This is a genomic window from Rhodovarius lipocyclicus, assembly GCF_009900765.1.
GTDB lineage: Bacteria > Pseudomonadota > Alphaproteobacteria > Acetobacterales > Acetobacteraceae > Rhodovarius > Rhodovarius lipocyclicus.
On the sequence record NZ_JAAABL010000036.1, the window covers coordinates 1 to 22,522 of the forward strand.

General features: G+C 71.0%; 17 protein-coding genes and 2 pseudogenes. 8 read left to right on the forward strand and 11 right to left on the reverse strand.

The window, feature by feature from the left end; all coding sequences use genetic code 11:
- Nucleotides 1-256 precede the first annotated feature (256 nt).
- Nucleotides 257-382, forward strand: a pseudogene (locus GT007_RS22975) (LysR family transcriptional regulator); the annotation flags it as partial.
- An 18-nt stretch (nt 383-400) separates the two neighbouring features.
- Here GT007_RS22975 and GT007_RS22980 read toward each other — a convergent pair.
- From GT007_RS22980 to GT007_RS17700, 6 genes and pseudogenes are all read right to left on the reverse strand, one after another.
- Nucleotides 401-682, reverse strand: a pseudogene (locus GT007_RS22980) (tripartite tricarboxylate transporter substrate-binding protein); the annotation flags it as partial.
- Nucleotides 683-831: 149 nt separating this feature from the next.
- The gene (locus tag GT007_RS17680) at nt 832-1,398 is read right to left on the reverse strand and encodes a HutD/Ves family protein (protein ID WP_160122986.1); all 567 of its coding nucleotides are present in this window, start codon (nt 1,396-1,398) and stop codon (nt 832-834) included.
- A gap of 71 nt (nt 1,399-1,469) precedes the next feature.
- Nucleotides 1,470-2,798: a cytochrome c gene (locus tag GT007_RS17685; RefSeq protein WP_160122987.1), complete on the reverse strand. Its 1,329-nt coding sequence runs from the start codon at nt 2,796-2,798 to the stop codon at nt 1,470-1,472.
- Complete coding sequence (locus tag GT007_RS17690) at nt 2,795-4,561, reverse strand: GMC family oxidoreductase (RefSeq protein ID WP_160122988.1); 1,767 nt, start codon at nt 4,559-4,561, stop codon at nt 2,795-2,797. The genes GT007_RS17685 and GT007_RS17690 overlap by 4 nt, the downstream gene beginning before the upstream one ends.
- A 4-nt stretch (nt 4,562-4,565) precedes the next feature.
- On the reverse strand, nt 4,566-5,318 hold the full coding sequence (locus GT007_RS17695; protein WP_160122989.1) for a gluconate 2-dehydrogenase subunit 3 family protein: 753 nt from the start codon (nt 5,316-5,318) through the stop codon (nt 4,566-4,568).
- A gap of 101 nt (nt 5,319-5,419) precedes the next feature.
- Entirely contained in the window at nt 5,420-6,325 is a 906-nt protein-coding gene (locus GT007_RS17700; protein WP_160122990.1) for a LysR substrate-binding domain-containing protein, read from the reverse strand.
- A 94-nt stretch (nt 6,326-6,419) separates the two neighbouring features.
- Here GT007_RS17700 and GT007_RS17705 point away from each other — a divergent pair, with 94 nt between their 5' ends.
- On the forward strand, nt 6,420-7,583 hold the full coding sequence (locus GT007_RS17705) for a muconate/chloromuconate family cycloisomerase (protein WP_160122991.1): 1,164 nt from the start codon (nt 6,420-6,422) through the stop codon (nt 7,581-7,583).
- Nucleotides 7,584-7,605: 22 nt separating this feature from the next.
- Entirely contained in the window at nt 7,606-8,571 is a 966-nt protein-coding gene (locus GT007_RS17710) for a Bug family tripartite tricarboxylate transporter substrate binding protein (RefSeq protein ID WP_160122992.1), read from the forward strand.
- A 12-nt stretch (nt 8,572-8,583) separates the two neighbouring features.
- On the opposite strand, the gene GT007_RS17715 is transcribed toward GT007_RS17710, so the two are convergent.
- Nucleotides 8,584-9,729, reverse strand: a complete 1,146-nt coding sequence (locus GT007_RS17715) for an alpha/beta hydrolase (protein WP_160122993.1) — start codon at nt 9,727-9,729, stop codon at nt 8,584-8,586.
- Nucleotides 9,730-9,884: 155 nt separating this feature from the next.
- On the opposite strand from GT007_RS17715, the gene GT007_RS17720 reads away from it, so the two are divergent.
- Nucleotides 9,885-10,850, forward strand: a complete 966-nt coding sequence (locus tag GT007_RS17720) for an AEC family transporter (protein WP_160122994.1) — start codon at nt 9,885-9,887, stop codon at nt 10,848-10,850.
- On the opposite strand, the gene GT007_RS17725 is transcribed toward GT007_RS17720, so the two are convergent.
- Nucleotides 10,847-11,083 (reverse strand): hypothetical protein, encoded by a 237-nt coding sequence (locus GT007_RS17725; RefSeq protein WP_160122995.1) that lies wholly within the window; start codon nt 11,081-11,083, stop codon nt 10,847-10,849. The two genes, GT007_RS17720 and GT007_RS17725, sit on opposite strands and share 4 nt — an antisense overlap.
- Nucleotides 11,084-11,302: 219 nt before the next feature.
- On the opposite strand from GT007_RS17725, the gene GT007_RS17730 reads away from it, so the two are divergent.
- From GT007_RS17730 to GT007_RS17740, 3 genes are all read left to right on the forward strand, one after another.
- Nucleotides 11,303-11,941 (forward strand): hypothetical protein, encoded by a 639-nt coding sequence (locus tag GT007_RS17730; RefSeq protein ID WP_160122996.1) that lies wholly within the window; start codon nt 11,303-11,305, stop codon nt 11,939-11,941.
- Between the two features lie 75 nt (nt 11,942-12,016).
- Nucleotides 12,017-13,639 carry a GMC family oxidoreductase gene (locus GT007_RS17735; protein WP_160122997.1) on the forward strand — a complete coding sequence of 541 codons (1,623 nt, stop codon included), beginning with the start codon at nt 12,017-12,019 and terminating at the stop codon, nt 13,637-13,639.
- Between the two features lie 199 nt (nt 13,640-13,838).
- Nucleotides 13,839-14,693: a tripartite tricarboxylate transporter substrate binding protein gene (locus GT007_RS17740; RefSeq protein WP_236571737.1), complete on the forward strand. Its 855-nt coding sequence runs from the start codon at nt 13,839-13,841 to the stop codon at nt 14,691-14,693.
- 21 nt (nt 14,694-14,714) lie between these two features.
- On the opposite strand, the gene GT007_RS17745 is transcribed toward GT007_RS17740, so the two are convergent.
- The 3 genes from GT007_RS17745 to GT007_RS17755 all read right to left on the reverse strand — a co-directional run bounded on the left by GT007_RS17745 (nt 14,715) and on the right by GT007_RS17755 (nt 21,826).
- On the reverse strand, nt 14,715-15,686 hold the full coding sequence (locus GT007_RS17745; RefSeq protein ID WP_160122999.1) for a Bug family tripartite tricarboxylate transporter substrate binding protein: 972 nt from the start codon (nt 15,684-15,686) through the stop codon (nt 14,715-14,717).
- 115 nt (nt 15,687-15,801) lie between these two features.
- Nucleotides 15,802-17,040 carry an MFS transporter gene (locus tag GT007_RS17750; protein ID WP_160123000.1) on the reverse strand — a complete coding sequence of 413 codons (1,239 nt, stop codon included), beginning with the start codon at nt 17,038-17,040 and terminating at the stop codon, nt 15,802-15,804.
- A gap of 265 nt (nt 17,041-17,305) precedes the next feature.
- Nucleotides 17,306-21,826, reverse strand: a complete 4,521-nt coding sequence (locus tag GT007_RS17755; protein WP_160123001.1) for an NAD-glutamate dehydrogenase — start codon at nt 21,824-21,826, stop codon at nt 17,306-17,308.
- A 338-nt stretch (nt 21,827-22,164) separates the two neighbouring features.
- Between GT007_RS17755 and GT007_RS17760 the strand changes: the two genes are divergently transcribed.
- Nucleotides 22,165-22,518, forward strand: coding sequence for a hypothetical protein (locus GT007_RS17760; protein ID WP_160123002.1), 354 nt, complete (start codon nt 22,165-22,167; stop codon nt 22,516-22,518).
- The last annotated feature ends 4 nt before the right edge of the window (nt 22,519-22,522 follow it).

The window sequence follows — 22,522 nt, forward strand, 5'->3', positions numbered from 1 at the left end:
ATTCCGTCCCGAACTCACCGCCACCGCCAAAAACTTACAGAATGCGGCATGCTCAGGCGACGCCGACGCTGAAAGCCGGTCAACCAGCCCATCCGGCCGCTTTCTGAAACCGCTTTTCAGCAGCCTGCTAGAGCATCATCCGATCAGATGGCATCATCTGATCGGATAAAGATGATCGTGAAAACAAATATCTAGAGCGCTGCCCGATCTCTCGGCGGAGGGCTTCATCCTCTATCGCGGCCAGTCCACGCCCAGCATCGCGGACCAGATCGTGCATCACTGCCAGCAGGCGGGTTTCACCCCGCGCATCGTGCAGGAGGCGGACGACATGCAATCCGCCGCCGCCCTGGCCGCGCTGGACATGGGCGTCACGCTCGTCGCCGAATGCCTGGGCCAGATGCGGCGCGGCGGAGGTCGCGCTGTCGAACATCGCGTCGATCCGCCCCGCGACCAGGTCGGTCACGGCGGGGCCGGAGCCGCGATAGGGCACATGCGTCATCTCGATGCCCGCGCGGGCGCAGAACAGCGCGGCGCACAGATGCAGCGAGGTGCCCAACCCGGCCGAGCCATAGGTCAGCCCGCGCGGGCTGGCGCGGGCGGCCGCCACCATCTCCCGCACCGAACGATAAGGGGAGACCGCCGGCACCACCAGGATGTTCGCCACCGTGCCCACGGGCGCCACGGCGGCGCCTCTGCGATGGCGGTCATTCTGGTTTCCTCTCCGTGGCGGCGAAGCGCCTTGGAGGGACGTCCTAACGAGGCAGCGGCGTCAGGGCCAATCCATAGAGGGTATCGTCGATGCCCGTTTTGGTGGGTGGTCGGCCGGGGCCGTCACACCGCCTCCACCTCCACCACCAGCGCCATAGCCGCCGCATCCCGCGCCACCATCGTGACCACGCCCGCCGGCAACGCGGTGTCCCCCACGCCCAACGCCTCCACGCCCACCGCCAGCGCCCCCGCCAGGCAATGGACCGCCGCCGCGCGCAGCGTGACGGCATGCCCCGCCGCCAGGCTGCGCACCGTCACGCCGCCGCGCCAACCGGCGCGGTCCAGCAGCAGGTTGAAGGCGCGGCCCGGCAGGCCATCCATCGTGCAATGGGTCGGCCGATCGCCCGGGAAGCTGGCGGGCACGAAGGGGCGGCAGCGCAGCGGGCCGCTGCCCTCGATGGTCAGCGTCGCCCCCTGCCCCTCGATGATCGTGAACACCCGGTCGATGCCGGCATAATGGGAAAAGGCGGCATCCCCGGTCAGATCGGCGATCGCGATCATCCAGCCGAAGCCGCCCGCGCCTTCCCCGAACTGGGCGATGTTGCGGCTGATCCCCAGCCCGTTCACCCAGGGCCGCGGCTCCAGCGTGGCGCCGCGGATGATGGGGCAGGATGACGGGGGCATGGCCATGGCTCGGTCCTCAATAGCGGCACGCACCGCACCATCAGGCACGGCGCGTGTCGAGCCCTCCCCGCGCGCCTTCAGGCGGCCAGCGGGCGCCGCCTGCGCCGGCACACCGCCAGCAGCCCCAGCAGCACCAGGCAGACCACCATCGCCGCCCCGGCGATCCAGGGCCACAGGGGCATGCCGTCGCCGCCGCCGCGCTGCTTCGCCACCTGCTCGGGCAACACCGGCGCCGCCGCGTTGCCCCAGCTGTTGCGCACATAGGTCAGCACATCGGCCACCTGCGCGTCATTCAGCCGCCAGGCCAGGGAAGGCATGGCGGGCGTGGTCGGCGCGCCGGGCGTATGCGCGCCCTGGCTGCCGGCCAGTACCAGGTGCACCAGCGTTTCGGCATTGGCCTGCCGCACCAGCGGGTTGCCTGCCAGCGCCGGGAACAGCTGCCGCGCCCCCGTCCCCTCCGCGCCATGGCAGGCGGCGCAATTGGCGGCATAGACGGCCGCCCCCGCCCGCATGCGCGGCTCGCTGGCCGCCACCGGCTGCGGCACGGGCGACGCCGCGGGCCGCAAGGAGCGCAGATACACCGCGATCGCCCGCAGATCGGCGTCGTTCATCCGAGAGGTGGAATTCTCCACCGCCTCCCGCATCGGGCCGGAGGCGACGCTGTGCGCGTTCACGCCCGTGCGCAGATAGGTGACCAGCTCCTCCTGGCTCCAGCCGCCGATGCCGGTCTGGGGGTCGCCCGTGATATCGGGGGCGAACCAGCCTTGCAGCGAGGCACCGCGCAGCGCCTGGCTGGTATCATCCGCGCCCAGCATGGTCTTGGGCGTGTGGCAGGACCCGCAATGCGCCGGCCCCTGCACCAGATAGGCGCCCCGGTTCCACTCGGCCGATTGCGCGGGATCGGGCCGGAAGGGCTGCGGCGTGAAGTTCAGCAGGTTCCAGAACAGCATCGACAGGCGGATGTTGAACGGGAAGGGCAGCTGGTTGGCCACCACCCGGTTCGCCACCGGCTCCACCGTCGCCAGATAGGCCCAGAGATCGGCGATATCCCGCTCGGTCATCAGCGAATAGGCCGGGTAGGGCATGGCCGGATACAGCCGCCGCCCGCCATGGCCGATGCCGGTGCGCATCATCCGGGTGAAGTCGGCCTCGCTCCATTGGCCGATGCCGGTTTCGGGGTCGGGCGTGATGTTGGGCGGCACCAGCGCGCCGAAGGGTGTCTCCAGCGGCAGGCCGCCCGCGAAGGGCGCACCGCCGGGGCGGGTGTGGCAGGCCATGCAGTCGCCCAGCACGGCCTGGTACTGGCCGCGCATGATGCGGTCGGCCTGGTCCGCGCCTTCCGCATGGGCCGTGGCGGTGCCGACGACCAGCGCCAGCGCGGCCAGCGTGTTGCGCAGCGCGCTCATGCCGCCACCAACGGCTGGCCGGCCGCCTTCAGGTAACGGTTGCGGATGGCGTCCGCCGCCAGGAAGGCCAGCGCCCCCACCGTGCCGGTCGGGTTCTTGCCCGCATTGTGCGCGAAGGCCGAGGCCCCCACGACGAACACGTTGTTCACGTCCCAGCTTTGCAGATACCGGTTCACCGCGCTGCGCGTGGGGTCGGTGCCCATGATGGCGCCGCCGGTGTTGTGGGTGCTCTGATACGGCACGGAGTTCCAGGCCTTGGTGGCGCGGCTGGTGGTGTGCTGCCGCCCGCCCAGGGCGCGCGCGATCTCCTCCGACCGGTCGGACATGAAATGCGACATGCGGATGTCGTTGTCCGGGAATTCGAAGGTCATGCGCAGCAGCGGCCTGCCGTGCCGGTCCTTATAGGTCGGGTCCAGGTCCAGGTAGTTGCTGCGCTGCGGATAGCTGCTGCCCTGGCAGCCGAAGCTCAGCGTGCTGCGGTAGTTGCGCGCCGTCTCCCGCTTCCAGGCGCTGCCCCAGCGCGGCGTGCCCGGCGGCACCGGCCGGTAGCCGATGGGCCGCGCATTGGTCGGGATGCAGTTGATGCCCGCCCCGCCCACGAAGTTCACGTTGCCATGGTCGAAGGCATCGCCGTTGAAATCGTCCACCGTCTGCCCCAGGGAGCCCGCGGCGATGAACGGGTTCAGCTCCTTGCCCTCCAGGAAGACCTGGGTGCCGCAATTGGTCTGGTAGCAGTAGTTGCGCCCGACCGTGCCCTCATTGGTGTTGGGATCGTATTGCTTGCCGATGCCCGAGAGCATCATCAGCCGCACATTCTGCAGGCCATAGGCGCAGAGCAGAACGATGTCGGCGGGTTGGAAGAACTCCTCGCCGGAGCTGTCCACATAGGTCACGCCGCGCGCCATGTTGCCGGAGCGGTGCAGCTCGACCTTCAGCACCTCGCATTCCGTGCGCAGCTCGAAATTGCGCTTGCGCATCAGCACCGGCAGCACGCAGGTCTGCGCGCTGGATTTGGAGTAGTTGGCGCAGCCGAACCGCTCGCAGAAGCCGCACATGGTGCACTGCCCCATCGCGACGCCGAGCGAATTCACATACGCCCCCGACAGGTTGGCCGAGGGGGTGGGGAAGGGCGACAGGTTCAGCGTGCGCGCGGCCTCGGCGAACAGGGTCGGCGCATAGGTCATCTGCATCGGCGGCAGCGGGTATTCGCGGGCGCGCGGGTCCTCGAACGGGTTGCCGCCCGGCTGCTTCTGGCCGCGGATATTGCCCGCCTTGCCCGAGATGCCGCAGAGATATTCGAAGGCGTCGTAATACGGCTCCATCTCGGCGGCGGTCACGCCCCAGTCCTGCAGGTCCAGCCCCGCGAACTTCGCCGCGCCGTAGCGCTCGGTCAGGTGGCTGTTGATGCGGAACTCGCTGTCCCAGAAGCGCCAGGTGTGGCCGTTCCAGTGCACGCCGGCACCGCCCACCCCATGGCCCGGCAGGAAGGAGCCATAGTCGCGCATGGGCAGCGCCGTCTGGGACGGGTTGTTGCGCATGGTGATGGCTTCGAGGGCGGGCTGCAGGAACAGATCCTTGCGGATGGCATAGCGCAGCTCATCCTGGGCGTAGCCGATGTTGAAATCGGTGGCCGTGTCGCGCCACGGGCCGCGCTCCAGCGCCAGCACGTCCAGGCCCTCATCGGCCAGTTCGTTGGCGATGATGGAGCCGGTCCAGCCCAGGCCCACGATCACCGCGTCCTTGCGGGGAAGAATACGTGTCATGGCGTTACCTCGCGCTCCATTCGGGGGCGCCCATGATGGACACGGGCGGCAGCGGATAGCGTTGGTTGTGCTTGGAGACCCAATCCCGGTAGTCGTAGCGCGTGCCCGGGAAGCCCAGCATCCGCCAGGAGGCCATGCCCCGGTTGCCGCCATAGACGGGGTCGGAGAAGAAGCCCTCCATCGTGTTCTGCAGCACCAGGTTGAAGAAGCCCTGCGCCCCGCCGCTGCCCGGGGGCAGCGTGACCTCCCCCTTTTCCAGCCGGGTCAGGAAGGCGTCCTGCTCGACGGCCGGCAGGGCGGCGAAGCCCCGGCCCTTCTCCCGCTTCAGATGCGCGTCGATGGCCGCCAGCCCCGCGCGATAGCGCTGGGCCGGGTTCATCTCCCCCTGATAGCCCTGGGTGGGCAGGCCGGGCAGGAACGGCCCCTGGGTGTAGAGCCGGCTGGAATGGCCATAGGGCCCCGCCAGCTGGCGGTCGATGAAGACGGCGCACCCCGCCTCCTTCCCGCCCACGCTGAGGTCGTCGGCCGGCACCAGCCGGTCCACGATGGCCTCCACCGCCACGGCCTCGTCCTGAGTGAAGAACACCCAGGCGCCCGGCAGCACCGGGCGCGGCGGATCGGCGGAATAGGTCCTGAAGGGAAGGGAGCCGGAGTAGCCGCGGGCCCCCGCTTCCGAGGCGCTGGCCAGCAGAGAAGTGACGGCGACGGAGGCCAGGAGCTCTCGGCGTGAGCCGGAGCGGATGGGTGGGCTAGTCATGGGCCTGCCTTCCAGCTGTGCGGCCAACGGGCCGCATCTGCGAATGTCCTGGGCCAGCCTACGCCCGGATCGCGCTGGCCGACCAGTGACATGGCATGCACTTACCGGGAGTTGACCGTGCGCCGCACCATGGCCCGCAGCGAATGCCCCGCCCGGTCCGACAGCCGCGCGCGCACCAGCGCGGAGAACGCCCGCGCGGCCGCGCTCTGGTAGCGCTGCGGGCACCACAGCAGCGCGGCGCTGCGGATCGGCGGCGGGTCGCCGATGGCGCGGCAATCCAGCCCGCCCCCCACCACCGAGCGCGAGGACAGCACCGTGCCCACCGCGCCGCTGCGCACCAGCGCCAGGATGGAGCCGATGGCATCCACCTCCGCCACCACCTTCGGCACCCAGCGCCCGGCCAGCGCCGCGTCGATCATCCGCCGCGTGGCGAAGCGCTGGGGCAGCAGGGCCAGCGGGATTTCCTCCGGCGGGGCGCCGGCCCAGCGGCCGCCCTCGGCGGTGACCAGCACCAGCGCCTCATCGAACAGGCGCAGGCAGCCGAGGCCCGGCTCCCCGGCCGGCGAGAAGGCCAGGCCCAGGTCCAGCTCCCCTTCCAGCAGCCCGGCCTCGATGTCGCGGGCGATCATCTCCCGCGCGTCCACGCGGATGCCGGGGTGGCTGCCCAGGAATTCCGCCACCAGCCCCGGCATCAGGTTGGCGTGGAAGGAATGGATGACGCCCAGGCGCAGGGTGCCGCTTTCGGCGCGCTCCTGCTCGGCGATAGCGGCGCGGGCGGCCGCGGCCTCGTTCAGGATGCGGGTGGCGAAGCCGCGCAGCAGATGCCCCGCCTCCGTCAGCCGCAGCCCCCGGCCCGCGCGGTCGAACAGCACGGTGCCCAGGCTGCGCTCCAGCGCGGCCAGGTGGTGGGACAGCGTGGCGGGCGCCAGCCCCGAGGCGGCGGCGGCGCGGCCGAGATGCCCGGCCTCCGCGATGCGCAGAAACAGCTGAAGCTGGTGGAAATCCATTTGAAATTCTCGAACGATCCATTCGCTTACCGGATATTGATCGAACAGCCGGCTTTCACCAGTCTTTCCCGCAACCAAACCGGAGGAATACGCCATGCCGCGCTTCACGCCCCCTGGGCGGCTTCCGATCGAACGCATCGAGGCGATTCCCGCCCGCGTCCCCACCATCCGCCCGCACCACCTGTCCTTCGCCACCGTCGATGCGATGGATGTCGTGATCGTGCGCGTCACGGCCGGCGGCATCGAGGGCTATGGCGAGGCCAGCACCATCGGCGGCCCGCGCTGGGGCGAGGAAAGCCCCGAAGGCATCGCCGCCATCGCCGGCACCTATCTGGCCGAGGCGATGCTGGGCCAGGACGCCATGGCGCTGAACACCGCCGAGGACCGCATCGCGCGCGCCGTGCGCGGCAACCATTTCGCCAAGGCCGCCCTGTGCATGGCCCTGCACGATGCCGTGGCGCGCGCCATGGGCCTGCGGCTGGCCGACCTGCTGGGCGGGCCGCTTGCCACCGCCCTGCCTCTGGCCTGGACGCTGGCCAGCGGCGACACCGCGCGCGACATCGAGGAAGGCGAGCGCATGCTGGGCCTGCGCCGCCACCGCGACTTCAAGCTGAAGATCGGCGCCAAAGCGCCCGAGGTGGATGTGGCCCATGTCTCGGCCATCGCGCGCGCCTTCGCGGGGCGGGCCTCCATCCGGGTGGATGTGAACCAGGCCTGGGACGAGCCCACCGCCGCCCGCTGGCTGCCCGCCCTGACCGATGCGGGCGTGACCATGGCCGAGCAGCCCGTGCCCGGCTGGAACGTGCCCGCCATGGCGCGGCTGCAACGCGCCAACCCGCGCCTGGCCATCATGGGCGACGAGGGGATCGCGACACCGCAGGATGCCCTGCGCCATGTGACGGAGGCCGCCTGCCACGCGGTCGCGCTGAAACCCGCCAAGCATGGCGGCGTGGCGGGCACCCGCGCGGTGGCCGCCATCGCGCGCACGGCGGGGCTCGGCCTGTATGGCGGCACGATGCTGGAGGGGACGATCGGCACGCTGGCCTCTCTGCACCTGTATTCCACCCTGGGCGATTATGCCTGGGGCACGGAGCTGTTCGGGCCCCTGCTGCTGCGCGACAGCCTGGCCACCACCGCCATCGAGGTGCGGGACTTCGCCATCCACCTGCCGGACGCCCCGGGCATCGGCACGGATCTCGACACCGACAAGCTCGAACATTTCCGCACGGATCGCAGCCGCACCCTGCTGCCGGCCTGACACCACCGAGGAAACGACAAGAATGAACCGCCGCTCCCTGCTGGCCCTGCCCGGGCTGTTATCCACGGCCCTGCTCGCCACCCCCGCCCTGGCGCAATCCTGGCCCACGCGCCCGCTGCGCCTGATCGTGCCCTTCCCGCCCGGCGGCGCCATCGACGCGATGACGCGCCTGCTGGCCCCGCATCTGGCCGAGGCGCTGGGCCAGCCCTGCGTGGTGGAAAACCGCGCGGGCGCCGGCGGCACCATCGGCACGGAGGCCGCCGCGCGCTCCGCCGACCAGGCCACGCTGCTCATGGTCTCCATGGCGCATGCGGTGAACCCGGCGCTGTATCCGCGCCTGCCCTATGACCCCGCCGACCTGCTGGCGGTCGCCCCCGTGGCGGTGGTGCCCAATGTGCTGGTGGTGCCCGCGGCGTCGGCCATCCGGGACGTGCGCGGGCTGATCGACGCGGCGAAGGCGGAGCCGGGGCGGATCTCCTATGCCTCGGCGGGGAACGGCACCTCCATCCATCTGGCGGGGGCGCTGTTCTGCGCCACGGCGCGGGTGGAGATGACGCATATCCCCTATCGCGGCTCGGGCCCCGCCATCGCGGACTTGCTGGCCAACCGGGTGGACACGATGTTCGACAGCATCACCTCCTCCGCGCCGCATATCGCCAGCGGGCGGCTGCGGGTGCTGGCGGCCACGACCAGCCGCCGCGCCCAGGCCTATCCGGACCTGCCGACGGTGGCCGAGGCCGGGCTGCCCGGCTATGCGGTGGACCCCTGGTTCGCCATGCTGGCGCCGAAGGACCTGCCGGGCCCCGCGCGCGGGCGGGTCGAGGCCGCGGTGCTGGCCGCGATCCGCGACGGCGGCATCCGCGAGAAGCTGGCCGGCATCGGCGCCGAGCCGATGAGCGGCGACGGCGCGGCCCTGCAACGCCTGATCGAGGCCGAGACCCAGAAATGGAGCGCGGTGGTGCGCGAGGCGGGCATCCGGGCCGATTGAGGGGGCGGGTCGCTACAGCCCGCGCAGGAACTCCAGCACATGCGCCACCGTGGCGCCGGGCTGTTCCTGCTGCACCCAGTGCCCGGCGCCGGGCACCAGGTGGCAGCCGCGCAAATCGGCGCAGGCGCGGGTCTGCATCGCCTCGAAATCCCCGGGCTTCTGGTACACGCCCCAGTCGCTGGCGCCCGCGATGTAGCAGGCCGGTACCTCGATCCGCCTGCCGGCGAACAGCCGCATCTCGGCCGCCGCCAGCCCGCTGGTGGTGCAGCGATAGGCCTGCAGCCCGCCCTGGAAGCCGGTGCGGCCATACTCCATGGCATAGACGGCCAGATCCTCCTCCGGCAGCCAGCGGTTGGCGGCGATCTCGGCGGCGCCGGGCATCTCGGCCGCCACGGTCTCCGCCATGCCCAGGCCCAGCGGCATGATGTAGTAGGTGGGCATCACCGCCAGCTCCAGCGCCTCCCACCCCGCCAGGCGGTGGGGCTTGTTGGCGGCCCAGTCGGCGCTTTTGTGGTGGTAGTAGGCGCGGATAAAGTTCCCCAACCCCTGCTTGGCCCGCCACATGTTCTCGTTGGCTTCGCGGGTCGAATAATACCACTGGTAATGCTTGCGCGGCGGGTCGAGCCGGGCGAGCGCCTCGTTCATCGCGCCGGAGGCCAGGCCGGTGGCGGCCTCGGGCGCCCCCGGCACGCCGAGGGGCCAGGGGCGCGGCCCGGCATAGGGCGCGCTCATCAGCACGGCGGCGCGGAACACGTCCGGCCGCGACAGCGCGCAGTTCCCCGCGACCGGCGAGCCGAAATCATGGCCGATGACGGCCGCCACCTGTGTGCGGCCCAGCGCCGCCACCAGCGCCAGCGCGTCGCGCACATAGTTCAGCGGGCCGAAGCTCTGGATCTCGCCATCGAAGGCCGCGGTCCAGCCGGTGGTGCGGCCATAGCCACGCTGGTCCGGCGCGACCACGTGATACCCCGCCTCCGCCAGCCGCGGCATGACATGCCGCCAGGAGAAGGCGAGCTCCGGAAAGCCATGCAGCAGCAGAAGCAGCGGCTTGTCCGCCGCCCCGGCCTCCAGCACATGCATGTCCAGCCCATTCACCTGGCGGATGATGCGGGAGCGGATGCCAGGGGGCAGATGCGCCGGGGCGAGCGGTTCGGTCATGGGCTTCCTCCGTTTTGCGGCCATGCTAGGCCGCCGCGCGGTGGCCGCAACCGCCCAGCACGCACACCCGCCTTCGCCCGGCGTGGCCATCTTCCCATCGGCCGCGTTCCGTTTCATGGAGGACACACCGGCCCCGTGCGCAAGGACATGACCGCATGCTGACGGCCTTCCTCGCCGTGTTTCCCATCTTCGCCCTCATGGGGGCGGGCTTTCTGGCCGGGCGGCTGCGCTGGCTCGGCTCCACCGCCAGTTCGGAGCTGAACCGCTTCGTCATCTGGCTGGGCCTGCCGGCGCTGATGTTCCAGGTGATCGCGGAGGCCGACTGGGCCCGGCTGTGGCAGCCCGGCTTCATGGCGGCCTATGCCCTCGCCAGCTGCGCGGTGATGTTCGCCGTCATGGCCTGGCACCTGCGCGCGGGGGAGCGCGTGACCGGTGCCTCCCTGCATGGATTGAACGCCTGCTACGCCAATGTTGGCTACATGGGCTTTCCCTTGTGCGAGGCGGTGTTCGGACGGGAGAGCTTCGGCCTTGTCTCGCTGTCCGCCATCACCACGGTGGGGCTGCTGTTCGCGCTGGGCATCATCATGATGGAGGTGGGGCGCCAGCGGGCCGCGCATCCGCTGCGGCTGGCCGGGCGGGTGGGGGTTTCGGTGCTGCGCAGCCCGATGGTGCTGGCGCCGCTGGCGGGCGGGCTGTGGGCGGCCACGGGGCTGGCGCTGCCGCAACCCGTCTCGGCCACGCTGCACATGCTGGGGGGCGCGGCCAGCCCCTGCGCGCTGGTCGCCATGGGCCTGTTCTTCGCGGAGCGGCGCGCGGAAGGCGGGGACACGGCGGCAGGGGGGCCGCCGTGGGGGCTGGTGGCGGTGAAGCTGTTCGGCCACCCGCTGCTGACCGGGCTGCTGGCCTGGGCGGTGTTCCAGCAATCCCTGTTCGCCACCGGGGTGGCGGTGTTGTGCGCGGCGCTGCCCACGGGCACCGGGGCCTTCATGCTGGCCGACCGGTACCGCGCGGATGTGCGCGGCACCTCGATGTTCATCCTGGTCAGCACCGCGCTGTCGGTGTTCACCCTGGCGGGGCTGATCGCGCTGCTGAATGCCCAGGGGCTGGGGACGGCCCCTTAACGGCAGACGCGCCGTTCCACGGTGCGGACACGCCAATGGCCCCAGCGGTCGCGGAAGCGCACTTGGCGTGCCTCCATCCAGCAGCGGGGCCGGCGGTGGCGGCGGGGCGGGCCGTCCCGATACTGGACCGGTTCCACATCATCGCCGCCCGTTTCGGCCTGGGGGCCCGCGAGCACGGCGGGTTCCGCGCGCGGGGCCGGGCCCGCGGCCAGCCCCGTGGTATCGCCTGGCATGGCGGCCCCGGCGGGCTTCAGGCCCAAGGCGGCGGCGGCGCCCGCCAGGGGGACCGGCCAAGGGGATGATGCTGGAACGGCCTTATCAGAAATCACAGATTCGAGATTGAAGGACATCCAAATATAGAATTTCATCATATTCCATACGAATCGGTATCTGCCCCGCCGATCAGGCCCATGGAAACACGAACCAAGGCCCGGGGCATGACAGGAGTTCTCTTGCGCCACCCACTGTTCCTGCGCCGCTTGGCGCCGCTGTTCTTCCTGGCACTGACCCTGCCGGGTTGCGCCACCATCATCAGCGGCAGTTCCAGCAATATCGCGGTCATGACGGAACCGCCCGGCGCCAGCTGCACGCTGGAACGCGAGGGCGGGGTGGTGGCGGTGGCGAACCCCACGCCAGGCTCCGTCACCGTGCGGCGTTCCACGCGCGACATGATGCTGCGCTGCGCCCACCCCGCCTATGGCCAGGGCAGCACCACGGTCACGGCCGGGATCAACCCCATGGTGATCGGCAACATCCTGGTCGGCGGCGTGGTGGGCGTGGTGGTCGATGCCGCGACCGGGGCCGTCGGCCGCTATCCGGAACAGGTCTCCCTGGCCCTGCAGCCCGATCCGCGCCTGGCGGGCATGGGGCAGCCGGGCGGGGATGCGGCCCTGCTGCGCCGCGTGCTGGACGAACGCATCGCCGCCACGCGCTTCATGTGCCCGCGCATGGGCGGCAGCAGCGGCGAATGCGCCGCCCAGCTGCGCACGCTGCAACAGGAACGCGACGGGCTGGCCGCGCCTTCGCCTTATGGGGTGCCAGGGGGCACCCCCTATCTGCCACCCATCCTGCCGGTCAGCTTCGGCAGCTAGCCACCGCGCCACCTTCCCCTGCCCCGCGCTTCCTGCAAAAATTGCGGCAGCGGGGACACACCCAGGGGAAGCGTCATGGCCGACAATTTCGACTACATCATCATCGGGTCCGGTGCCGCCGGTTCCGTCCTGGCGGACCGCCTCAGCGAGGACGGCACCACCACCGTCTGCGTGCTGGAAGCCGGCCCGAAGGACACCAACCCCTGGATCCATATCCCCGCCGGCTTCACCAAGACGCTGAGCAACCCCAAGGTCTCCTGGCAGTTCAGCACCGAACCGTCGGAGATGACGGGCGGCCGCCGCATCCCCACCATCCAGGGCAAGGTGATGGGCGGCGGCACCTCCATCAACGGCATGATCTACAACCGCGGCCAGCCCGATGACCTGAACAGCTGGGCGCAGCGCGGCAACCGCGCCTGGGGCTATGCCGACTGCCTGCCCTACTACAAGCGCAGCGAGCGCCGCATGGGCGTGGGCGACGACACCCGCGGCAAGGACGGCCCCACCCCCGTGACGGATATGGACTGGTTCCACCCGATCTCGGAGGCGTTCATCGAGGGCTGCGTCGCCTCCGGCCTGCCGCGCACCAAGGACTACAACAACGGCAACCAGTACGGCGTCGGCTACTTCCAGCGCATCATCGCGGGCAACCGCCGGCGTTCGGCCGCGCGCACCCGCCTGGCCCCCGCCATGGCCCGCAGCAACACCGAGGTGCGGGTGAACGCCCGCGCCAGCCAGCTGGTGTTCGAGGGCAAGCGCTGCGTCGGCGTGCGCTATCTGACCGAGCAGGGCGCCGCCCCCATCGAGATCCGCGCGAACCGGGAGGTCATCCTCTCCTGCGGGACGCCCAACACGGCGCGGCTGCTGCAGATCTCGGGCATCGGCCCGGCCTGGCTGCTGGAAAAGCTGGGCGTGGCCCCGGTGCACGTAATGCCCGGCGTGGGCGAGAATTTCCGCGACCACTATGCCTCCCGCTTCGTGATGCGCGCCAAGCCCGGCGTGATCACGCTGAACGAGCTGGCCAAGGGCTGGCGGCTGGGCCTCGAGCTGGCGAAATGGGCGGCGGGCAAGCCCTCCATCCTAGCCACCGCCGTCAGCCACGTGCACCTGTTCCTGAAAAGCTTCGAGGGGCTGGACGAGCCCGATATCCAGGGCGTGCTGACGCCCGGCAGCTACAAGCCCGGCAAGACCTATATCCTGGACGACTATCCCGGCGTCTCGGCCGGCACCTGGCAGCACCGGCCGGAATCCACCGGCTATGTCCGCGCGCGCAGCGCCAGCGTGTGGGAAGACCCGGAGCTGCAGCCCAACTACCTGTCGGTGGAAAACGACCGGCGGGTGCACATCGCGGGGCTGAAGCAGATGCGCAAGCTGCTGAACACGCCGCAGATGCAGCGCTTCCTGGAAGGCGAGATCCTGCCCGGCCCCCAGGTGCAGACCGATGACGAACTGCTGGATTTCGCGCGCCAGAACGGCACCACCACCTATCACCTGATCGGCACCGCCAAGATGGGCCCGGCGACCGACCCGATGGCGGTGGTGGACGACACCCTGCGCATCCATGGGCTGGAGGGCATCCGGGTGGTGGATGCCTCCATCATGCCGTCCATGACCAGCGCCAACACCATGGCGACCACGCTGATGATCGCGGAGAAGGCCTCGGACATGATCAGGGGCAAGGCCGCGCTGGCGGCCTGATGCGGCTGCGCCGCATCTTTTCTTGCCCTCAGACGCCGGGCGCGGCCGCTTATTGACAGCCCGGCGCCCGGCGGGCTGAATCCCCGGTAATAAATCCGACCGAGGAAACATCCCCTTGAAACGCGCACTGCTCGCGGCCGCCTGCGGCCTGTCCTTTCTTGCCCATTCCGCGCAAACGCATGCGCAGAATGCCGTGACCATGATCGTCAACTTCTCCGCCGGCGGATCGACGGACCTGATGGCCCGCATCCTGCAACCGGAATTCGCCGCGGCCCTCGGCACCAACATGGTCATCAAGAACACCTCCGGCGCCAATGGCACGGTGGGCGCGATGGAGATGACCCGCGCCGCGCGGGACGGCAGCACCATTCTGATGACCCCCGGCGGGTCCCTGGTGCTGACGCCGCACACGCGCGGCGCGCCCTTCCGCAACGCGGATTTCGCGCCGATCTGCCAGGCGGTCTCGGCCCCCATCATCATGCTGACGCAGCAGGACAGCGGCATGCGCACGCTGGCCGACGTGCTCTCCCGCGCGCGGGAGGCACGGGGCGCCTTCCCGCTCGCCAACACCGGCCCGGGCAGCACGCCGCATATCAGCTCCATCTCGCTGGAGCGGCTGACGGGGGTGGAGTTCAACCACATCCCCTTCCGGGGCTCGGGCGATGTGGTGCAGGCGATGGCGGCGGGGCAGATCCAGCTGTTCACCGACCAGGCCTCCCTGGTGCGGCAGTACAACTACCACCCCATCGCGGTCTACGCGGCCAACCGCATGGCCGAATTCCCCGACACCCCCACCTTCCGGGAGCTGGGCCATGACCTGACCTTCTCGATCTGGTCCGGCTTCTACGCGCCCGCCGGCACGCCGGAGCCGATCCTGGACCGGCTGGACGCCGCCTGTGCCCGCATGATGCGCAGCCCCGCCGTGGTCGAGGGGCTGGGCCGGCTGAACATGCCGATCGAATACCGCAACCGGGCGGATTTCACCGCCTTCCACAACGCCGAATACGCCCGCTACGAACAGATGGTGCGGCAGTTCAACCTGCGCGTGAACTGAGCGGGCGCGGGCGGCGGGGGCTTATTCCGGCTTCAAATTCGCCGCCCGCACCACCTCGGCATAGGCCACGGTGTCGCGCCGGATGCGTTCGGTCAGGGCCCCAGGGCCCTGGGCCAGCACGTCCAGGCCCATATCCTCCAGCCGCGGGCGCAGGGCCGGGCGGCTCATCGCCTCGATGATCGCGGCGGAAAGCGCGCCCTTCACCTCCGCCCGGGCGCCCGCGGGCATCACCACCCCGTACCAGGTGTCGGACACCAGCTGCGGGAAGCCCTGCTCGGCCATGGTCGCCACCTCCGGCAGCAGCCGGTGGCGGGCCCGCGCCACGATGCCCAGCCCCACCAGCTTGCCGTCCCGGATCGCGGGCAGCGCATCGGGCAGGTTGGCCAACGTGTAGTTCACGCGCCCGGCCAGCAGGTCCGTCATCATCGGCGCCACGCCGCGATAGGGCACGTGCTCCGCGTTCAGATGCGCCAGCAGCTTCAGGTGTTCCAGCCCCATGTGCTGGCTGGTGCCCTGGCCGTTGCTGCCGAACACCAGCCCAGGCCCCGGCGCCCGCGCGCGGGCCAGGAAGCCCTGGAAATCCGTGGCGACGGAGGGGTGGCAGACCAGCACATGCGGGGTTTCCACCAGCAGGGCCAGCGGGTCGAAATCGCGCTCCGCGTCATAGGGGCGGGGCTGGTGCAGGGTCTGGTTCACGGTGAAGCTGTTGGCCACCATGACCACGGCCTGGCCATCGGGCGGCAGCACCTTCACGGCCTGCACGGCCACCAGCGTGCCGGCGCCCGGCCGGTTCTCCACCACCACGGATTGCCCGAGCAGTGGGGCCATCCCCTCCGCCACGATGCGCCCCACCAGGTCAAAGCTGGAGCCGGGCGGGAAAGGCACAACGTAGCGGACAGGCGCCGACGGCTTCCAGCCCGGCTGGGCCACCGGCTGGGCGAATGCGGGGGTGGCGAGCAGGCCGGGCAGGGCCAGCAGGGAACGGCGGTGCATGGCGGTCTCCATCAGTCGGGCTGAGATTGCGCCCGCGTAACCTGCGAGGCCAGCCGCGATCCGGCGCCGGAATGCACGGCGCGGACAGTGGCGCGACCAGTTTTTCAGCAACCTGCTAGGCCGCGCGCACGCGAAGCAGCAGCAGCGCCCCCAGCCCCAGCAGGCCCAGCACCACGGCCATCCCCGCCACCTGGCTGGCGAAGGCGGTGGTGGCCATGGCCAGCAGCGCCGGCCCCATGAACCCCGTGACCCGCCCGGACAGCGCGAACAGCCCGAACCAGGCCCCTGCCTCCTCAGGCGGTGCCAGCCGCGCCATCAACGTGCGGCTGGCCGCCTGGGCCGGGCCGAAGAACACCCCCAACCCCGCCCCCAGCACCCAGAACAGGGTCTTGCTCTCCACCAGCAGCAGCCCCAGCCCGATCAGGATGATCGCCAGCAGGCTGCCCAGCACGGTGCGGCGGGAACCCAGCGCATCCTCCAGCCAGCCGCCCGCGAAGGCGCCGAGCCCGGCCGTGACGTTCAGCAGGATGCCGAACAGCAAAATCTCCTCGACCTGCATGCCGAAGCGCCCGGCGGCGTAGATGGCGCCGAAGGCGAACAGCGTGTTCAGCCCATCGGTGTAGAACAGCCGCGCGGCCAGGAAGCGCGCCAGCACCGGCTCATGCGGCAGTTTGCGCAGCGTGGCCCGGATGGCGGCCAGCCCCTGCCGCACGGCCTGGGCCACAGGCGGGCGCACGGCCGGGTCGGGCACCGCCAGCAGCACGGGCCAGCCGAACAGCACGATCCAGCCCGCCACCAGCAGGGCGGTGGCGCGCACATGCTCGGCCGCCGCGCGGTCCAGCCCGAAGGGCGGCGGGCCGGGGCGCAGCAGCACCAGCAGGCACACCGCCAGGCACAGCAGCCCCCCCACATACCCCATGCCCCAGCCCAGGCCGGAGACACGCCCCAGCTTCTCCACCGGCGCCACGCTGGGCAACATGGCGTTGTAGAACACCGTCCCCAGCTCGAACGCCACCGTCGCCAGGCCGATCAGTACCAGGGCGGGCAGCGCATCGGCGGCGCGCGGATGCACGAACCAGATGCCGGCCGTGGCCACCGCCGTCAGCAGGGTGAAGATGGCCAACAGCGCGCGCCTGCGCCCGCCCGCATCGGCCACGGCGCCCAACACCGGGGAGAGCAGGCCGATGGACAGCCCCGCCAGCGCCTGCATCCAGCCCCACATGGCCTGGCCCGTCACCGGGTCCGGCGCGACGGCGGAGGTGAAATAGGTGGCGATGACGAAGGTGGAGACCACCGTCGGGAAGGCACTGTTGGCGAAATCATAGCCACACCAGGCCCAGGCCTTGAGGCGCATCGCGGTCTCCGTCTGTCATGCCCCCGGGGGCTTTGCCCCCGAACCCCCACCGAGGGGCTCTGCCCCTCGGCTCCCCGCCAAAGGCCGAAAGGCCCTTGGAACCCAGGAGTTTGGCGCTTTACCTTGCCAGGTCAGGCGCCATTTTCATTATAAAAATCAATGGGAAAAACCCTTCCAAGATCAGCGCCAAGCTGATCTAGGTCCAGGACCGAGCACGGTCCTGGCGGGGGTGTCGGGGGCGGAGCCCCTGACAGGCGCTCCCCCCTCAATGCAGCCCCGCCAAGGCCCGGGCCGCCACCGTCACGGCCGACAGGTCCGGCACGCGGCCGGCTTGTTCCACCAGCTTCGCCACGGCCTCGGCCGCCGCCGGCAGGGCGCCGCCGCGCAGCCCCTGCCCGGCCAGCCGTGCCTGTGCCGTGTCCAGGTCCGCCAACAAGGCCGCCCGCGCCCGGTTGCCGAACTGGCCGGAGACCGGGGCCGCCTCCGCCGCCGCGCGCAGCGCCGCCAGATGGAACTGGCCCGCCACCGCGGCCCAGGCTTCGGCGGCGGCTTCGGGCGTGGCCCCCGTCTCCCGCGCCAGGCGCAGGATGGCCGGGGCGGCGCCCAGCAAGGGCAGCTCCACCAGCGGGGTGCCCGGGGGCAACAGCGCCGGCAGGCCAGGGCTCAGCGCCGCCAGCACATCGCCCAGCGGGCCGCCCTCGCTCAACATATGGCGGGCGGCCTGGGCATGCAGGGCGCGCAGGGTGGCCAGAGCGTCCAGCTTCGCGGGGCCGTGGGTCTTGTCGGCGGCGTCATAGGCCGCCTCCAGCCCCAGCAGCGTGTCGGCCAGCCAGGCGGCGCGCACGGCGGTGGCGGGGCTGGCTTCGGCGGTCAGGCGGCCGATGCCGGCGCAGCCGATGCGGTTGGCCACGCCGTTGGACAGCGCGGTCGCCACCAGGTCCCGCCGCAGGCGGTGGCGGGCGATGAAGGTGCCGAATTTCTCCCGCAAGGGCTTCGGGAAATAGGCGACCAGCAGGGGCAGCAGCGCCGGGTCGTCGGGCAGATCCGATTCCAGGATCGCCTCGTTCAGCCACAGCTTGGCGAAGGGCAGCAGGGCCGCCACCTCGGGGCGGGTCAGCCCTTCGCCGGCCGTGGCGCGGCGGGCCATGGCGGCTTCGTCCGGCAGGCCGGCGAGGGCGCGGTCCAGCAGCCCCACCTCCTCCAGCCGCGCCATCAGCGCGGCCTGGGCCGGCAGGGCGGCCGCGCCCTGCGCGACCTCCAGCGAGACCGCGAGCGATTGCAGCCCGTTGTCGCGCAGCACCAGCCCCGCGACCTCGTCCGTCATCTCCTTCAGCAGGTCGTCGCGCTGGCGGCGGGTCAGGGCGCCGCTGGCCTCGGCATCGGCCAGCAGGATCTTGATGTTCACCTCATGGTCGGAGGTCGAGACGCCCGCCGAATTGTCCAGCGCATCGGTGTTGATGCGGATGCCCTGGCGCGCGGTCTCGATGCGGCCGGCCTGGGTCACGCCCAGGTTCGCGCCCTCACCCACCACCCGCGCCCGGATCTCCCGCCCATCGACGCGGATGGCGTCATTGGCGCGGTCGCCCGCATCGGCCTGGGTTTCGGTGCTGGCTTTGATGTAGGTGCCGATGCCGCCGAAATACAGCAGGTCCACGTTCAGCTTCAGGATGGCGCGCATCACCGTGGCGGGCTCGACCTTCTCGGGCACGCCCAGCAGCGCCTGGGCCTCCGGCGACAGGGTGATGTGCTTGGCGGTGCGCGGGAACACGCCCCCGCCCGGGCTGATCAGCGCAGGGTCGTAGTCCGCCCAGGAGGAACGGGGCAGCGCGAACAGGCGCTGGCGCTCGGAGAAACTGGCTTCCAGCTCCGGGTTCGGGTCGATGAAGATGTGCCGGTGGTCGAAGGCCGCGACCAGCCGGGTCTTGCGCGAAATCAGCAGCCCGTTGCCGAACACGTCGCCCGACATGTCGCCCACGCCGGCCACGGTGAAGGGCTCGGCGAAGATGTCGTGGCCCAGCTCCTCGAAATGCCGCGCGATCATCACCCAGGCGCCGCGCGCCGTGATGCCCATCACCTTGTGGTCGTAGCCGACCGACCCGCCGGAGGCGAAGGCATCGCCCAGCCAGAACCCGTATTCGGCCGACAGCCCGTTGGCGATGTCGCTGAAGCTGGCCGTGCCCTTGTCGGCGGCGGCGACGATGTAGGGGTCGTCCCCGTCGCGGCGCACCACGCGCGGCGGCGGCAGCACGGTGGTGCCGTCCAGATTGTCCGTCACGTCCAGCATGCCGCGCACCAGGGTGCGGTAGCAGGCGATGCCCTCGGCCATGAAGGCCTCTCGGTCGCCGGCCGGGGGCGGGTGCTTCAGGATGAAGCCGCCCTTGGCCCCCGTCGGCACGATGACGACGTTCTTCAGCCGCTGCGCCTTCATCAGCCCCAGGATCTCGGTGCGGAAATCCTCCCGCCGGTCGGACCAGCGGATGCCGCCGCGCGCGACGGGCCCGGCCCGCAGGTGGCAGCCCTCCATGCGCGGGGAGTGCACGAAGATCTCGCGCCAGGGGCGCGGGCTCGGCATGTCGCCGGCGGCGGCACTTTCCACCTTGAAGGAGAGGTAGGGTTTATCCTGGAAGAAGTTGGTGCGGCGCATCGCGTCCAGCACGGTGCGCAGGCGGGACAGGATGCGGTCCGCATCCGGGTCGGCCACGCTGTCCAGCAGGGCGGTCCAGGCGTTGGCGATGCTGGTTTCGTCGGCCAACGCATCGGGGTTGAAGCGGGCGTGGAACAGCCGGACCAGCAATGCGGCCGCCTGGGGCGTCTCGGAGAGCACCTTCTCCACGCTGTCCTGCGCGAAGGGGAAGCCCAGCTGCTTCACCCAGCGGTACATGGCCCGCAGCAGCCAAGCCTCCCGCCAGTTCAGCCCGGCCAACAGCACCAGCCGGTTGAAGCCGTCCACCTCCGCCTGCTGGGCCAGCAGGGCTGAGAGGGTGTCGAGCACGGCGGGGAAGCGTCGCTCGTCCAGCTCCACCGGGGTTTCCAGCGTGAAGCCATGCAGCGCCACCGGGGCGGCATCGGCGGGCGTCAGGTGGTGCGGCACTTCCTCGATCGCGCGCAGGCCCATGGATTCGAACAGCGGCAGCACATCGGCCAGCGGCAGGGCACCGCCGGGGTTGGCCAGGCGCAATTGCAAGCGCCGCGCGCCGCCCGGGGCCGCCAGCAGCCGCGCCACCGGGCGGCTTTCGGCCAGCGCCTGTTCGGCCATGGCGATGTCGGCGGCGGCGGTGGCCGCCGTTTCCGTGTCGTCATAGGCGGGCGGGAAGGCCCGGCCCCAGCGCGCCAGCAGCGGGGTGGCCAGGGCCTCCCCATGGCTGGCGATCAGCGTGTCGGCCAGTTTCTCATGGAAGCCGCGCGCCATCTCGGCCACCAGCTTCTCCAGCGCCGCCGCGTCGGGGTGCACGGCGTGGGCGGGGTCGGTGGCGATGACGTAGTGCACCCGCGCCAGCGGGGAATCCCCCAGCGAGATGTAGAACACCGACAGCCGCCCGCCATGCGCGCGGGCCAGCATCTCACCCACCCGGCTGCGCAGGCTGGTGTCGAAATTCTCGCGCGGGAGCCAGACGATGGCCGAGACATAGCGCCCGAACGGGTCGGGCCGCAGCACCAGCGCGGGGGCGGGTGTCAGCGTGATGGACAGCGCCCGGCGGGCGGCGGCCAGGATCTCGGCCTCGCTGGCCTGGAACAGCTCGTCGCGCGGCCAGGTGTCCAGGATGTTGCGCAGGGCGCGGCCGTCATGGCTGGTGGCGGTGGCGCCCGCGGCCTCGATGATGCGGTTCACCTTGCTGCCCAGCAGCGGGATGCTGCGCGGGTTGCGGTTGTAGGCGGCGGCGGCGAACAGCCCCAGGAACAGCCGCACGCCCGCGCCATCGGGCAGCGGCGTGATGATGACATCGGCGTGCTGGGGCCGGTGCACCGTGCTGCGCATATTGGCCTTCAGCACCGCGACCGGCGGGGGCGCGTGCAGGGCGGCAACCACGGTGGGCGGCACCGCCGAAAGGTCCGCCAGCGCGTCGAACACCGGCCGCCCGGCATCGGCCAGCAGGCCCAGCCCGGCCTCGGCCCGGAAGCCGCCACCATCGGTCAGCAGGCGGCGATGGCCCAGCAGCACGAAATTGTCCTCGGCCAGCCAGGTGAGGAATTCGCGGGCCTCGCCCTCAGCCTCGGCCTCAGCCCGGCGCAGCTCGGCCAGCATGGCCGGGAAATCCTCCACCGAGCGGCGGACATCGGCCAGGGTCGCGGCCACCAGCGCCTCGGTCGCGGCGGGGTCGGGTTCGGCGCCCGCCAGGGCGATGCGCATCACGCTTTCCCGCAAGGGACCCGTGGCGGCATCGGCCAGCGTGCCGTCATCCGTGCGCGTCACGTCCAGCACGGGGTGCAGCACCTGGCGCGGCGTGCGGCCCTGGCGCGTCAGCACGCCCAGCACGCTGTCCACCAGGAAGGGCATGTCGTCGGTCACCACCTCCACCACCGGGTGGTGGAAGCGCCCGGCCGGCAGGGCGCGGATGCGCGACTGGCCCGGCAGCCGCCGCTCCATCAGCTGGAACAGGGAGGCCGCCATGGCGGCGAGCGATTCGGGGGGCGTGGCCGCCAGCTCGGCGGCCGGCACCGCCTCCGTCAGCGCGGGCAGCAGCTGGGCGGCGGTGGCGGGCAGCCCATGCGGCAGTGCCGCGACGGCGAGGCGCAATACCTCCTGCCGCAGCGGTTCGGCCGAAGCCTGTGGCTGGATGTCGGGCATCGTGGCCCTCCTGCGTTTCCGGGTCTCAGTTTGGCAGCCTGGTGGTGAAGAACAAGAAAAGCGCGAGCGATTCATTTGTGATTCACGCGCCGCGCGCAGATTGCCATGGCCGGAGCAGAAAGCGCCGGCGGCCATGCAGGAACCGGGGCAATACGCCACCGCTTGCACCACCGGGGTGCGGGGTCCATGCGGCCAGTCAGACAACCCAGGCGCGCGCTCACACAACCGTGTCGTGCAATGTCGCCTGCGTCATGAGCAAATCCAGACGTTTCTGGCTTTGAATGGCGACCATGAGCGGATCAATAAGTCTGTCCACCGGAACCGATCGAGGTGGGTGGATGTTCGAACAGATGCAGCGGCGGCTGAACGGTGTCAGGGCGCGCTTCGCCCCGGCCAAGCCCGCGGATGTCACGCTTCCCAGCCATCCGCGCCTGGGCGGCGGCCTGGCATCGCCCCCGCCGGAAGCCACCGCGCCCGGACCGGGCATCCCGCTGCAACACGATGTGCTGGCCGGGCTGCTGGCGGAGGATGCGCGCAACAGCCGCCGCGAATGGCGCCTGGGCGTCATAGCGGCCGGCTGCTGGTGCGCGGCGCTGTTCACCGGTGTCGCCATCCCGGCCCTGGCCGTGGCCTTCACCCTGGCCCCCGTCGTGGCGCTGGCCATGGAACTGCTGACGCGCGACGAAACCTGATATA

Coding starts and splice junctions, on each gene's coding strand:
- GT007_RS17715 (WP_160122993.1), bottom strand. CDS start 9,729: ATGACCGAACCGCTCGCCCCGGCGCATCTGCCCCCTGGCATCCGCTCC.
- GT007_RS17710 (WP_160122992.1), top strand. CDS start 7,606: ATGAACCGCCGCTCCCTGCTGGCCCTGCCCGGGCTGTTATCCACGGCC.
- GT007_RS17755 (WP_160123001.1), bottom strand. CDS start 21,826: ATGCCCGACATCCAGCCACAGGCTTCGGCCGAACCGCTGCGGCAGGAG.
- GT007_RS17700 (WP_160122990.1), bottom strand. CDS start 6,325: ATGGATTTCCACCAGCTTCAGCTGTTTCTGCGCATCGCGGAGGCCGGG.
- GT007_RS17735 (WP_160122997.1), top strand. CDS start 12,017: ATGGCCGACAATTTCGACTACATCATCATCGGGTCCGGTGCCGCCGGT.
- GT007_RS17725 (WP_160122995.1), bottom strand. CDS start 11,083: ATGCCAGGCGATACCACGGGGCTGGCCGCGGGCCCGGCCCCGCGCGCG.
- GT007_RS17760 (WP_160123002.1), top strand. CDS start 22,165: ATGTTCGAACAGATGCAGCGGCGGCTGAACGGTGTCAGGGCGCGCTTC.
- GT007_RS17690 (WP_160122988.1), bottom strand. CDS start 4,561: ATGACACGTATTCTTCCCCGCAAGGACGCGGTGATCGTGGGCCTGGGC.
- GT007_RS17720 (WP_160122994.1), top strand. CDS start 9,885: ATGCTGACGGCCTTCCTCGCCGTGTTTCCCATCTTCGCCCTCATGGGG.
- GT007_RS17705 (WP_160122991.1), top strand. CDS start 6,420: ATGCCGCGCTTCACGCCCCCTGGGCGGCTTCCGATCGAACGCATCGAG.
- GT007_RS17695 (WP_160122989.1), bottom strand. CDS start 5,318: ATGACTAGCCCACCCATCCGCTCCGGCTCACGCCGAGAGCTCCTGGCC.
- GT007_RS17685 (WP_160122987.1), bottom strand. CDS start 2,798: ATGAGCGCGCTGCGCAACACGCTGGCCGCGCTGGCGCTGGTCGTCGGC.
- GT007_RS17750 (WP_160123000.1), bottom strand. CDS start 17,040: ATGCGCCTCAAGGCCTGGGCCTGGTGTGGCTATGATTTCGCCAACAGT.
- GT007_RS17745 (WP_160122999.1), bottom strand. CDS start 15,686: ATGCACCGCCGTTCCCTGCTGGCCCTGCCCGGCCTGCTCGCCACCCCC.
- GT007_RS17680 (WP_160122986.1), bottom strand. CDS start 1,398: ATGGCCATGCCCCCGTCATCCTGCCCCATCATCCGCGGCGCCACGCTG.
- GT007_RS17740 (WP_236571737.1), top strand. CDS start 13,839: ATGATCGTCAACTTCTCCGCCGGCGGATCGACGGACCTGATGGCCCGC.